This is a genomic window from Paracoccus binzhouensis (genome assembly GCF_016446475.1).
GTDB lineage: Bacteria > Pseudomonadota > Alphaproteobacteria > Rhodobacterales > Rhodobacteraceae > Paracoccus > Paracoccus binzhouensis.
Genome location: NZ_JAEHFP010000127.1, coordinates 1 through 12,950 on the forward strand (window position 1 = coordinate 1; position 12,950 = coordinate 12,950).

Here is a 12,950-nt window from a genome sequence, read left to right on the forward strand (position 1 = left end):
TCGCGCTCAGCGCAAGGAAACCAAGGGTTTTTGGACGAGCGCGACGAGAGAGCACCTGCTTGCATTCGTTTACAAACGGTCGTTTATTAGTGCTATGTGAATCTGCAAACGGCCTGTTTTGATGCCCCTGATCGGCTATGCGCGCGTCTCAACCGAGGATCAGACCCCCCTGCCCCAGTCGCAGGCCCTGAAATCCGCAGGCTGCGCCGAGATCCATGAGGAACAGGCCTCGGGCGGCAATCGTGCGCGGCCGGTGCTGGCGCGGGTGCTGGAGCGCATCGGCAAGGGCGACACGCTGGTGGTCGTGCGGATTGACCGCCTCGCGCGATCCCTGTCGCATCTGCTGGAGGTGATCGAGCGGCTGGAGGCCAAGGGCGCATTCTTTCGTTCCATTCAGGACCCGATCGACACCGGATCCCCGCAAGGCAAGTTCACGCTGCAGGTCTTGGGCGCTGCGGCCGAGTTCGAGCGCGCCCTGATCCGGGAACGCACCAAGGCCGGCCTCGCCAGCGCGCGCACAAAGGGCCGCGTGGGCGGGAACCCTGGGCTGCGTGCCAAAGACCCTTCTGCTCTTCGCAAAGTGCGGCTGGCGCGACAGGACGGCTACATGGAGCGTTTGAACGAGACGGCACAAGATTGGGTGCCCCACGTGCGCCGGTTGCGACCCGGCTTGGCTTGGGAGGACGTGCTGCGCATCATCAACGGCCCCTTGCCCGAGGCGCGTCGCTGGACCCAAAGCCGTCTGCTGCGCGCTGTGAAGGCCTATGTCCGCGACGGCTTCCTGCCTACCGAGGTGCTGGCCCGCGCCGGGCGCCGCGAAACGGACGATCGCCTGCCCGCCATTATTGCTGGCATCAAGGGCGCAGATCCTGACATCACGCTTCAAGCGATCTGTGAACGGCTGGAATCTATGCGCGAACGCACGCCCCGTGGCCGAACGAGATGGCAGCACTCATCGGTCAAGATGCTGTTGGAGCGAGCCGAGAGTCTGGGAATGATTTAAGAGACTCAGATTCGTTCTTTGGAAGCAAAATCGCCTATGTGAATCGGGTACATCTTGCGTTTAAGAGATGGCAGCGACACAAGCACTTGACGCGCTGGATCCGCGAAATAAGATAAGTCATTGTAATTAAATGATTTAACCGGATACCGGCCCACCATTTGAAAAAATCCTTGCCTGTCAAACGCTTTCCTGACATTTTTGCGGAAGAACGCTAACCATCAGTTTCCGGCGGTTTTGCGTTCCTTCTCAAGATAGACCCGGAAGACGGGCGGCGGGACGGGCATGAACGAGCAGCGGATCAGAATGGATCAAAAGATCCAAACGATGGCGACACGTCTAAGCAAATCGCTTGATGTGAATATGCGCAAGTCGTTTCTACCTGATGAACGAAAGGCTCTCAGGCGCTTCTCATCCACGGAAGTTGCCCAGATCCTCGGGGTAAGCCAAGATTTTTTGCGGAAGATGTTTTTCGAGGACAAGCTCGATCTCGGTGAAATCGAGACAGACGCCCGCGGCCGCAGGTTCTACACTGCAGAGCAAATCGATATAGCGCGCCACGAAATAGCCCGGTCAAGCACCAAGTTCCAGCATATCGTTCCTCGTCGTCGGGATGGGGAGCATATCCAGATCATTTCGATCGCCAACTTCAAAGGGGGCGCTGGGAAGACGACAACGGCGATCCATCTGGCCCAAAAGCTTGCCCTTGATGGTTATCGAGTTCTGGCAATCGATCTCGACCCACAAGCCTCAATGACCACCATGTTCGGTTTCCGGCCGGAAATCGACTTTCCTGAGGCCGGAACGGTGTACGATGCCCTTCGGTACGAGGACCCTATCCAATTTAGAGACGTTGTGCGCAAAACGTATTTCCACAACCTCGATCTAGCCGCGGCCGGCTTGTTGCTCTCTGAGTTCGAGACCGAAACCGCACACGCCCTTCGAAACAATATCAGGCCGCCGTTCTATCAGCGGCTTGCCCTTTGCATTAACGAAGTCGAGACAGACTACGACATTGTCGTCATCGACTGCCCACCGCAACTCGGGTTTACCACACTATCGGCTTTGGTAGCGTCGACATCCCTAGTCGTCACTGTCATTCCAAGCATGCTTGACGTCGCCTCGATGGCCCAATTCCTGCAGCTCACATCCAGCCTCATGGCAACAATTGCTGATGTGGGCGCATCGCCCGACTGGGACTTCATGAGATTTCTAATCACTCGTTTCGAGCCCAATGACGGCCCCCAAACCCAGATGGCGGCATTCCTGCGGACCATGTTCACGGATGACGTTCTTACTCAGCCTTTCCTAAAATCCTCCGCAGTCTCTGACGCTGGGCTCACGCAACAGACACTGTTCGAGATCGCCAGAACGGATTTTCATCGCCAGACGTACGATCGGGCTATCGAGTCCATCAACGGGGTTGTGGCGGAGGTCGAAGGGCTCATCAAAACGGCATGGGGGCGTAAGTAATGGCCCGCAAAGTCACATTCGACATTCCCGAGGATGAAGAAAAGCAGCAGAGCTCGTCGATTTCTCCGACTCGAACCCAGTCACGAGCCCCTGCCCTTTCGGGAATGGCCCGTTCTCTTCAGGATGCGGCACAATCTTCAATTCAAGAAATCAGTACCGACCTTATTGATGATTCCGAGTTCCAAGATCGTCTAGCCCTGGATGACGAAGATGACATCAGGGAACTGGCTGAAAGCATTGACAAGCAGGGACAGCTTATCCCGATACTTCTGAGCCCCGAAGGGGGGCGGTACAGGATCATCTATGGGCGCAGGCGATTAGCGGCCCTTCGACTTATTGGCAAGCCCGCAAAGGCTCTCATCAGAGGCTTGGATGAGGATCAAGCGATTCTTGCACAAGGCCAAGAGAACAGCTTCCGAAAAGACCTCAGCTGGATCGAGAAAGCCCTGTTTGCACGTTCTCTCATAGAGTCCGGCAAGGATGAGGGACTGGTCTGTGACGCCCTCAACATCGATCAGAAAGCCAGGAAAGCCGGTGACAAGCTCACGGGACTTGCTCGCATGAAACAAGTCACTTCCTGTATTCCGACTGAACTCATCCAAAAGATCGGGGCGGCACCCGGGGTTGGACGGGATCGTTGGTATGCTGCCGCAAAGTCTTATGAGAGCCTTGGCTTCTCTGGAGATGAAGGGTTTCCGGCCGGAAACCGAGAATTCCATGATGCTCTCATGGAATCCAGAGGTTCAGGCAAGACCTCCGACGAACGCTTTGCGATCTTCGAAGGGCTCCTGAAACAGCACAAGCCCCCTGCCCCATCGGCAATCAAGACAAAACTCGGGATGGTGAAGGTCACCAAAAGAAACGTGATCATCACCGTCAAGAACGGAGATGACGGGCTTCATAAGTGGATCTCTGAGAATCCAGAGGCCGCTCTTCTCGCGTTGGCGAACGCGAAGGCCACTGGTCCAGGGCAGATCATTACCCCAGAGAAAATGGAACCCATAGGTAACCCAGTCTCCGGCAGGGATCAGGATCTTGATGGTCCTGACATAGACGATAACGAAAACTGAGCAGAAAGGAGGACAGGCCAGAAAAGGAAAGACCCCCCGAAAGCAGTGCTTCCGAAGGGCCTCGATTAGCTTAGACACCTGATTGATACCCCGAAGCCGAATCGTTTTCAACACCGTTCGCGGTGAACGGGGAAGCTTTTTCAGCCGACATCATCATGAGACAGGTATTTTCTCACACACCCGCCTTGGCGGAACGATCTTCTGTACCCGGTACGAACCCGTACAGGGTCATCGAGCCGATCCGAGCGCTTCGCAAAGAACTCGGTCTGACACCAAATGACCTAGTAACACTGCAGGCCTTGATCAGCTTCATGCCGAAGAAGGCCGGACAAACAGCTCCAATGACTATCGTCTTTCCCTCAAACGCATCATTGTCTGAGAGAACGAACGGCCTGAACGAGAGAACGATTCGACGGTGTATCGGACACCTCGTGGATGCCGGGCTGATCCAGCGCAGGGATAGCGCAACCCGCAAACGGTTCCCTCTTCGCTACGGTGGATTGATCAGAGATGCCTTTGGCTTCGATCTGCAGCCAATGTATGATCGGGAAAGAGAGCTCACCGAACACGCAGAACAGCTTGTGGGCGATCAGGAAAAGCTGCGGTCACTCAAGGCGGAGGCACTGGCTCTTCGTGTCGAGGCTTTGCGCCAAGCAAAGGATGTTGAGACTGTCTCATTTCTCCAGAACGTACGGAACATCCTACGCCGTGCAACTCTCAAAGCCGACGAAATCATAGAGCTTATCAAGAGGCTGGCAGAGTTGGTCGGAGCGACCATCAGAGAGTTTCCGGCCGGAAACCATGATGCTCAGGAAACAATGCCCGACCAAATGTCCGGCGACGACGGACAAAATGTCCGGCACGTAGAACCCACAAGATTGAATATAAAAAAGGATAAAGCGGATGCGCACAGCACCTCTGGTTTTCAGGAACGCCGAGATCCAACAATTATGGCTTGGACGGACCTAAAAAACGTATCGGACTTCTTCCCGCATGAACCAAGAGATCATCAATCAGTTCTCGAAATATTGGCCGATGTCGGAAAATTGCTGAGAATAGAACAAGGCAGGATCATGAAACACCTTAGAGAACGAGGTCCAGGGCAGCTCCTTATTGCACTCGACGAATTAATTTTGAGAGCCAGCACAGGACAAGTGAAAAACAACAACGCCTACCTAGACGCTATGATGAGGCAAGGAAACTGATGCTCTTGCCACATAAACTCGACCGGCTGGTGAGTCTGCATAGGCATCGAAGATCAAGAGACAAAGGCGGCAGACTTCAAACCATACGATCATCAAGAACAAGAATGTTAGTTTGAAGGTGAACCCAGATCACCCGCGTCAGGTGCAGGTCTGGGATGTGATGTGACCTGCCCCCCGGAGATCAACACCGATATTCTGGAGCGGTCCTATGTCTGGGAGGACCGCACGCCCATCGGCACGTTCAGTTCCGTCTTCACATCCAAGATCCAGTCCAGCCTGATCGCGCTTGCCAGGTCGGGCGGGGCATCCGTTGTCGATCGGCTGAAGTAGTCTCGATCACCGCAGGGGCTGCCCAGCCTCACTTGTTCCCGTCGATCCATTTCGACATCAGCCCCTTGTCGCGGAAACATTCATCCGGCACGGCACGGCGTTTGATGCGGGCGAGGCGCTCGGCAAAGGCGACCTGCTTTGATGTCGGGCGGCTGTCCTGCGCGCCCAGGTTCAACTTGGCTTGTGCGTCGATCCAGGCGCTCAGGGACCGCCGATCTTGCTGAACCTCCCACGGCAAAAGCGTCTGGTTGCGCAAGGCCAGAGCGCGCGCATAGGCGATCTGCTTGGGCGTCGCGGGCAGGGCGTAGGTGGTGCTTTCCATCGGGGATCTCCCTTCTTAGCGTGGTTCTTAAAATAGAACATAACAGGAACAAAATTAAGCCACCTGCGGAAATCATGGGGTTTGAGAGGAAGAGGAGGGCCGAGGGAGGTCAGGCCTGAGGATGCCCGAAAGAGGGTGTCCGGGCCTGATCCTGTTCCTCATTGGGGTCTGATGCCGGAAAGTGCTGGATCCTGCGTTCTCATGAGCTTCGCATTTAACAATCTCCGGCATCAGATCCCTAAAGAGTGAAAGTGTCCTTCGGGTTTTGTGACTGACGGATGAGGGCCTTTGGGGTCCCTCAGATGGGTCCGGGCCGGGTTCCGGTCTGCCGTTCCTGATGAAGGGCATTCCGATGCAAACAGGTGTCTTGCGCGTGTTGCGCGCGACCGCTGCCTCGTGGTGGCGACACAAGGAACTACGCCGATCCGGCCAGTCATTGCTGGCACAACGGCTCGGGCGCGAGGCTGTCCTGCGTGATCTCGGCTATCTGAAGCAGGCGGCGTTATTGCCAAACGCGCATGTGATCTGCGGGGAGGGTGGGACATTCCTCCATCTCGGTTGGACCACCGTGTCGACCTTCGCGCCGATCGAGCGCTTTCCCTTGGCCGCCCTCGCGGTCGCACGAGGAACCCCGTTCATCGATATCCGACCCGTCACCGATGTCACCGCCTTCGCGAACCTGCCGCGGGTGGCGCAGGATGGGTCGGTCGACCCTGAACCTTGGGGTCCTGGCAAGTCCGTCTCGCTGACCACCTACATCGACATGGTCGAAGGGCTCGGCGCGAGGATTCTCAACGATCCGCGGTCCCATCAGTCAGCCTAATCACCACTTACTCTCACCAAAACTCGAAAGGAGGCCAGCCATGGCCCGATCCCGCACGCCCAAATTCGATGCCTCCGAGGTCATCACAAACGAAATCATCCGCATCATCGAGCGCGGCGTCCTGCCGTGGCGCAAGCCCTGGACCGCAGGTGGCAGCTCTCGTCCCCTGCGCGTGGGCGGAGAACCCTACCAGGGAGTGAACAACTTCCTGCTGACAATGCGGACCGTGATGGCGGGCCACAGCTCACCTTTCTGGATGACGCTGCCGCAGGCCAATGCGTTGGATGCCAAGGTCCGCAAGGGCGAAAAGTCCTCTGTCGTCGTTTATTACGGTCAAAGCCGGAAAGACGCGGGCGGCGATGAGCATGACCGCAGCGACGGGGATGATCGCTCCGAGGAAGCCCGTATCTTCCGCTTCCAGAAATCCTACCGCGTGTTCAATGCCTGCCAGATCGAGGGTCTGCCCGAGAGCTTCTTCCCCGACCCGGAGCCAGCGCCCGAGCATCCGCCCTCCGAGCCCATCCCGCACATGCAGGCGTTTTTCGATGCCATCGACATCACGACCGTCTTCACGGGCACGGAGGCGTACTATTTGCCCCCCGTGGACAAGGTTTACATGCCATCCATCACGCGGTTCCAGGACCCGCGCAATTTCTACGGGGTCTGGGCCCATGAGCTGGCCCATGCCACGAAGGCCCCCCATCGACTGAACCGTGATTTCGGGTTCTCGAAGTTCGGCAACACGTCCTATGCGCGCGAGGAGATCGTCGCGGAATTGACCTCGGTGTTCCTGGGTCAGACGCTCGGCTTCACGGCGCATACGCTCGAGATGAATGCCGCCTATCTCCACAACTGGTTGCGCGTTCTTCGGTCGGACAAGGGCGCGATCTTCAAGCACGCCGCTGACGCGCAGCGCGCTTGCGACTATCTGATCGCTAGGTCGGAGGCAGGCAGGGCAGGGCGCAGTGCCGAGGCCGCCTGACCACACACAGAACGGAGACTCGCATGTCACGTAAGGAACCCAAGACGCTGCGGGTGGCCTGCTTCAACGACGGCCGCCGCAAGATCATCACCTTCAAGCGCGGTGCCTATTGGTGGAGCGCTGCCGAGGGCGCTTATCCGCTCTCGGCAGCGCTCGAGAGCATCAAGGAACAGGGTGGCTGGATCGAAACCATCCCCAACCCGAACCACAGAGCCAGAGGGCTTTTCGGGCAAGGCGCCTTAGACCTCAATTCATCCGTCAGGCGGAAAAGAAAAAGCAGGCTTTGAGAAGGGTGTTTCAACTTCTCAAAGGAGATCCCCATGTCCATGACCGTTCAACCCCAGCCAGACCGTCCGGATCCGAGTGTGATCGCGGCGCAGAACGACGCGTTTCGCAAGCTCGCGTGCCTTGGAGTGCCGCCCGCCCAGCCCATCCAGGGCCGGATGCATGTCACCCGTTCGCTTATGGAGGCTGGTGACGGCTTCATGGCCGAGGCGGTGAAGGCAACCGGTGAGTTTGCCACATTCGAGCCCGAGAATGACCCGGAAGGCTGGCACGATTTCGGCGCGGTCGAGATCCGGGGCGAGACCGTGTTCTGGAAGATCGATCTCTATGAAGCAGACTCGGACTTCCGCTACGGGGCTGAGACCCCGGACAATCCTGCCACCACCATGCGCGTGCTGACCATCATGCTGGCGCGCGACTGGTAGGGCAGGGGACTCCTCCCCCTGACATCTGAGACGATGAAGGCCCGCTGAACCCTCAAAGGGAAAGTGGGCCTTTTGTCGTGGTGATCCCTGAAGCCGGGGATTGGTCACGCGCGTGAGCGCGCGGGCCACACCTCACCCTCCTGGAAGGATATCCCATGACCACAAGCTTTGCTCCCCTTACCGTCGCTATCGGCGATCTCGTCCCGCATCCCGCCAATGTGCGCAGCAACGCGCCGGAAACCTATGACCCCGAGAACATCGCCCATCTGAAGGCCAGTATCGCTATTCTGGGCCTGCTCCAGCCTCTCCTGGTCCAGAAGCTCGACGGCAAATACGCTGTCCTCGCCGGTGGCCGGCGCCATGCCGCGCTGAAGGAGCTGGTTGCCGACAAGGCCGCCAAGGGGTTCACGGCGAAGACCAAGGTGGACTGCCGCCTTGTGCCGGAAGACTGCGACGTCACCACGGCACTGTCGCTCGCCGAGAACATCACCCAGGCACCGATGAATGCCATCGACGAGTTCGAGGCTTTCGCCCGGATGATGGAGGTCGACGGCCAGACGCCCGAGACGATCGCGAAGACCTTCGGCACCACGGTGGCCGCCGTGAAAGGCCGGTTGCGCTATGGCCTTATCCACCCCGAAATCCGCGCCGCGGCCCGGGGCAAGGTGATCACGCTCGACACGATGAAGGCCTTCGCCGAGCACCCGAGCCAGGAAGCGCAGCGCGAGGTCTTCGAGGCGCTCACGAAAGACGGCGGCTATCTGCAGGCCTATACCGTCCGGCAGGCGCTAAAATCCCGCGGGGTGCAAGTCAAAGATGATATTGGGGCTTTCGTGCGCGAAGACTACGAGGCGCGTGGCGGCGCAGTCGCGGCTGACCTTCTTGAAGAGCATTCCGTGCTTGAGGATGCGGCGCTGGTCGAGACCATCTTGCTCGAAAAGCTCGGTGCCGCTGCCGAAGAGGCCCGTATGAGGCTGGGCTTTGCCTGGGCCGATGCGATGGTCCGCTATGATTACGCGACCATGGCCGACTACGGCCGCGTCTATCCCGGCCCGATCGAGCCTGATGAGGCTGCCCGGAAGCGCGTGGATGAAATCACCGCCGAGCTTGAGAAATTGCAGCTCGAGATGGAGAATGAGGGGCTCGAGGACGGTGCCTACAACGCCCTTTACGAGCGCGTGGACGCCTTGGAAGAGGAAGCCCGCGACCTGCAGGAGGCCTACAGCGCCGAGGACCTCGTCCGCGCTGGTGTGATTGCCTCGTGGCAGGGTGGGCAGATCACGCTCCATGTGGGCCTCGTCCGCCCCGAGGACACCGTCAAAGAGGAGGGCGCGCGCGGCTCCGCGAGTAATCCGACAGGGGAGGAGGCCCCGGACGCCGGAGAAATCACTTATCCAGCCTCGCTGGCAGAGGACCTCAAGACCGAGCGGGCCATGGCCCTCGGCGCCGCGATGGCGCTTCATCCGGAGGCCACGCTCGATCTCACGCTCTTCAAGCTGGTTAGTGATGTTCTGGCCAGTGGAATGAGTGTCACGCAGGCGATCAAGATCGATGCCCGCAAGGAATACCGCAGCCATGCCAAGATGGACGAGATCGACGAGACCTCGCTCGAGCAGGTGGCGGCGGCGCATGATGCGCTTGACCTCTCGTGGCTCGATGACGCCCGCGCGCCCGCCGATCAGTTCGCGGCGTTTCGCGCGCTCGAAGCAGGGGAGAAGGCCAAGCTCGTGGCCTATGCCACCGCCAGCACCACGCAGTCCTGCTTCTCGCGGGACCGCCAGCGCGACAGCCTGATGCATGATTTCGAAATCGAGATCATGCCCGATATCCGGGCGCATTGGACGCCGAACGCGGCGCTCTTCAACCGCTTTAAAAAGGCTTGGCTCCTGAAGATCCTCGGCGAGGATCTGGGTCTCGCCCAGGAGGCGGCAACGCTGGCCTCGTCGAGCAAGAAAGAGATCGTCGCCTTCTGCGACAAGCTCTTCGCTGAACCCTTCGCCACGCTCACGGACGCGCAGCGCGCTGCCGTGGCCGCCTGGTGCCCGCCGATGATGCAGACCGCGGGTGGCGCCTGTGATGAGGCGGAGCCCACCGTAGAAACTCCGGAGCCTGCCAGCGAGGTCGCGCAAGCGGCCTGATGCATCAAGTGACCCGCGCGTGGATCATGCCACCCGCGCGGGTCGACCCTCCCACACCAAACAGAAAGACATCCCCATGGCTATTCTCAAGTTCTCTGCGTCCGCTGTTGCGGCGCAAATCGCACATGCGCGCGCCTGCAAAACCTTCCTGCCCAACTGGAACGGGCCCGTGGACAGGCCGGCCCTGATCCTCATCGTCGGCAATGGTGTGCATCTGCGCTCGAACGGCATCGATGGCACGACCACCCGTATCGTCACCACCGAACAGGCCGATCCCTCCTTCGCCTTCGCCGACGGCATGAACCCGTTCCGGGACACCGACTGGATGGCGCAGCGCCGCATGGCATTTCGCGATCTGACCGGCCAGTTCTACACCGACATCCTGGATGACGTGCAGGTGCTCATCGACCGGGGGCGGGGTGCGATCCGGCTCGCCACCGATGGCCACAGTATCCGCGTCTTCGTGCGCCGGGCCTCGGATTATCTCATCGGCGGGACCTACGAGGTGCCCTCGGGCCTCGGCGGCACCTTCCGGGTCATTCTCAAGGATGCCTGCGACACCTTCGCGATCGTGCAGAACTGCGGCAATTGCGAGGATTTCGACGCCATGCAGCCCTACCGCGTGCCGCTCGATGCGCTGATGGAACTCGATGATCGGAGGGTGGCCTGATGGGATGGCTCTTCTACACCGACCGCCGCGTCAAAACCTACGCGGATGAGAAAGCGGAAATCGCCCGGCTCTGCACCTCTCATGGCGACACGCGCAAAACCGAACTGGTCAAGGCCTGCAAGGTTGGCTCAACCTGGTATGCGGCCGCAAAGGTCACCAATCTCGACGGCACCCCTGTCGAAGACGCGACCTATATGACCGATGCGGATGGCTCCATCACTTTCGGGGCTGTCTTCCTCACCCGATACGATGACGGCTCCTGGGGCTACAAGGACATGGAGGAAAGTGCTGGCCCGAACGAATCTCGTGCTCCGCCTGGGCTGATCGAGCTTCTCTCCGACCTGAAAGATCCGGACAGCTACGCCCAGGACTGGCGCCAGCGCTGCCGGGATTGGGCGTCGATCCCGGAATACCAGGAAGGCGACAAGATCAAGCTCGCAGCACCTGTGACACTCACAGATGGCAGCACCTGCCAGATCGTCACCGCGACCCACTACAGGCGCGGGCGGCAAAAACGCCGCTGCTACCGCATCGCGGAAACCGGTGGGCTCGTGCGCCTGTCGAAAGCGACGCTCGCGGGCTCGGAGCTGCTCAGCTCCGCGAAGGGTGCGGCCAGTCCTGTGCTGGCGGAGTTCCTAGCGGGGCAGGGTGGCTGAGTTTCCCGCTGAGACAACACCACGGGACCACGCGCGCACATACTGCCGACTTGAATTCGTATCTCAAATGAGATACATCACTCCCATCAACTGGAGGACCATCCATGCCTGCCCAAACATCCATGCTTCATGTCCGTGTTGACGATCAGCTGAAAGCACAGGCTTCGGACGCACTTGCGGGCGTCGGTCTGACGCTCTCCGACGCGGTGCGTATTCTTCTGACCCGCGTGGCCGCAGAAGGCGGCTTGCCTGCCGGATTGACTGCTGATCCGGATGCCTATGACGCCTGGTTCAGGGCGAAGGTACAGGAAGCGCTGGACGATCCAAGGCCCACAACGCCCCATGCCAAGGCGATGCAAGACGGTTCTGTCGCAAATGACACGGTAGGCTGGAATCGGCGTTCTACTGGACAGACTTATGCCGCGAGTTCCGCGAAGGTCTGAAACGGCGACGCAGCCACTTGAAGATCAGGTTCGCGTTCACCGCGTAGCGCCGCGCCACCTGAGCCACGGAAACGCCCGGCGCCGCCGTCTGGAAACGGTTCTGTCGCAAATGACACGGTAGGCTGGAATCGGCGTTCTACTGGACAGACTTATGCCGCGAGTTCCGCGAAGGTCTGAAACGGCGTAGTGCCATTGGCCGGGATCTGGCCTTTGCGGATCATGTGTGCGGTCTCGATGCCGACGATGGTCGCTGCCGCCGAGTGGAACGCCTTGAAGCCCATCATCGGGTTTGTGATCCGCTTGATGAAGCGGTGGTCCTGCTCAAGGATGTTGTTCAGATATTTGACCTGCCGCACCTGAATGATGCGCCCGTCGCCGGTGAATTTCAGAATCGCGTTCACGGCCTGCAAACCCGCGAGGTTGGCACCGCTCTTGTCGATCACGACCCGGTCGGGCACGCCATGAGCGGCAATTGCCTGCCTGAAGAAGCGCCGGGCTGCGGCCAGGTCCCGACGCTTGGATAGCATGAAATCAAGGGTTTGACCGTCACGATCCACGGCCCGGTAGAGATAGGTCCATTTGCCCTTCACCTTGATGTAGGTCTCGTCCGCCCGCCAGGAAGTGGCCGTCGGCCGCTTCCTGGCTTGTGCCCGGGCGGCAATCAGCGGAGAGAATTTCACGACCCAGCGGTTCAGCGTTGCGTGGTCGACCCTCACCCCGCGTTCGGCCATGATCTCTTCCAGGTCGCGATAGGAGACTGCGTAGCGGAGGTAGAAGAAAACCGCATACAGGATCACCGACTTCGGATGATGCACACCCTTGAAATCGATCATCTTGCCCTCACCTGCGCAGCTTCTGGAAGGAAAAATATATAGGCGACCGACAGGGAAATCGCGAGGGCCAAGAAGCTTTGCGACAGAACCCTGGAAACAGATCGAACGCTTCTCCTCATCCGTCCAAAGTCGCTTCGTCCGACGCGCCACGCCATCACCATAGTGTCCACTATCAATGGTGGACACTATCCGCCTCTTTCACCACGCGGTCGTGTCGCGAAGGTGGTGGAAATTTGAAGGCGGCGTAATCTCCGGGTGAACCAACACCCACCCAACCGGCGGCTGCAACCGCCAG

Annotated in this window: 14 protein-coding genes and 1 pseudogene; 13 read left to right on the plus strand and 2 right to left on the minus strand. The window is 59.3% G+C overall.

Annotation, left to right across the window (positions count from 1 at the left end; genetic code table 11):
• Positions 1-121 precede the first annotated feature (121 nt).
• From I9P22_RS20460 to I9P22_RS20480, 5 genes are all read left to right on the plus strand, one after another.
• Positions 122-1,003: a recombinase family protein gene (locus I9P22_RS20460; protein WP_199261618.1), complete on the plus strand. Its 882-nt coding sequence runs from the start codon at positions 122-124 to the stop codon at positions 1,001-1,003.
• A gap of 282 nt (positions 1,004-1,285) precedes the next feature.
• Positions 1,286-2,473, plus strand: a complete 1,188-nt coding sequence (repA, locus tag I9P22_RS20465) for a plasmid partitioning protein RepA (protein ID WP_199261620.1) — start codon at positions 1,286-1,288, stop codon at positions 2,471-2,473.
• A complete protein-coding gene (gene repB, locus I9P22_RS20470; protein ID WP_199261622.1) occupies positions 2,473-3,543 on the plus strand; it encodes a plasmid partitioning protein RepB in 1,071 nt (356 codons plus the stop codon). The genes repA and repB overlap by 1 nt, the downstream gene beginning before the upstream one ends.
• 155 nt (positions 3,544-3,698) lie before the next feature.
• Positions 3,699-4,748: a helix-turn-helix domain-containing protein gene (locus I9P22_RS20475; protein ID WP_199261624.1), complete on the plus strand. Its 1,050-nt coding sequence runs from the start codon at positions 3,699-3,701 to the stop codon at positions 4,746-4,748.
• 162 nt (positions 4,749-4,910) lie between these two features.
• Positions 4,911-5,078 (plus strand): hypothetical protein, encoded by a 168-nt coding sequence (locus I9P22_RS20480; RefSeq protein WP_199261644.1) that lies wholly within the window; start codon positions 4,911-4,913, stop codon positions 5,076-5,078.
• 28 nt (positions 5,079-5,106) lie between these two features.
• Here the strand turns inward: I9P22_RS20480 and I9P22_RS20485 are convergent, their stop codons facing one another.
• Complete coding sequence (locus I9P22_RS20485; RefSeq protein ID WP_199261626.1) at positions 5,107-5,400, minus strand: hypothetical protein; 294 nt, start codon at positions 5,398-5,400, stop codon at positions 5,107-5,109.
• A gap of 337 nt (positions 5,401-5,737) precedes the next feature.
• On the opposite strand from I9P22_RS20485, the gene I9P22_RS20490 reads away from it, so the two are divergent.
• The 8 genes and pseudogenes from I9P22_RS20490 to I9P22_RS20525 all read left to right on the plus strand — a co-directional run bounded on the left by I9P22_RS20490 (position 5,738) and on the right by I9P22_RS20525 (position 11,822).
• Positions 5,738-6,223 (plus strand): hypothetical protein, encoded by a 486-nt coding sequence (locus I9P22_RS20490; RefSeq protein ID WP_233253505.1) that lies wholly within the window; start codon positions 5,738-5,740, stop codon positions 6,221-6,223.
• 40 nt (positions 6,224-6,263) lie between these two features.
• Positions 6,264-7,205, plus strand: a complete 942-nt coding sequence (locus I9P22_RS20495; RefSeq protein ID WP_199261628.1) for an ArdC family protein — start codon at positions 6,264-6,266, stop codon at positions 7,203-7,205.
• Positions 7,206-7,228: 23 nt separating this feature from the next.
• Positions 7,229-7,435: pseudogene (locus I9P22_RS20500) on the plus strand (DUF6330 family protein); the annotation flags it as partial.
• A 90-nt stretch (positions 7,436-7,525) separates the two neighbouring features.
• A complete protein-coding gene (locus I9P22_RS20505) occupies positions 7,526-7,915 on the plus strand; it encodes a DUF3768 domain-containing protein (RefSeq protein WP_199261632.1) in 390 nt (129 codons plus the stop codon).
• A gap of 155 nt (positions 7,916-8,070) precedes the next feature.
• On the plus strand, positions 8,071-10,053 hold the full coding sequence (locus I9P22_RS20510) for a ParB/RepB/Spo0J family partition protein (protein ID WP_199261635.1): 1,983 nt from the start codon (positions 8,071-8,073) through the stop codon (positions 10,051-10,053).
• A 76-nt stretch (positions 10,054-10,129) separates the two neighbouring features.
• Positions 10,130-10,723, plus strand: a complete 594-nt coding sequence (locus I9P22_RS20515) for a regulator (protein ID WP_090525080.1) — start codon at positions 10,130-10,132, stop codon at positions 10,721-10,723.
• Positions 10,723-11,379, plus strand: coding sequence for a DUF6927 domain-containing protein (locus I9P22_RS20520; protein WP_199261637.1), 657 nt, complete (start codon positions 10,723-10,725; stop codon positions 11,377-11,379). Before I9P22_RS20515 ends, I9P22_RS20520 begins: the two co-directional genes overlap by 1 nt.
• Before the next feature lie 104 nt (positions 11,380-11,483).
• Positions 11,484-11,822, plus strand: a complete 339-nt coding sequence (locus I9P22_RS20525; protein WP_233253506.1) for a type II toxin-antitoxin system RelB/DinJ family antitoxin — start codon at positions 11,484-11,486, stop codon at positions 11,820-11,822.
• Positions 11,823-11,971: 149 nt separating this feature from the next.
• Here I9P22_RS20525 and I9P22_RS20530 read toward each other — a convergent pair whose 3' ends face one another.
• Positions 11,972-12,655 (minus strand): IS6 family transposase, encoded by a 684-nt coding sequence (locus tag I9P22_RS20530; protein ID WP_199261639.1) that lies wholly within the window; start codon positions 12,653-12,655, stop codon positions 11,972-11,974.
• Positions 12,656-12,950 lie beyond the last annotated feature (295 nt).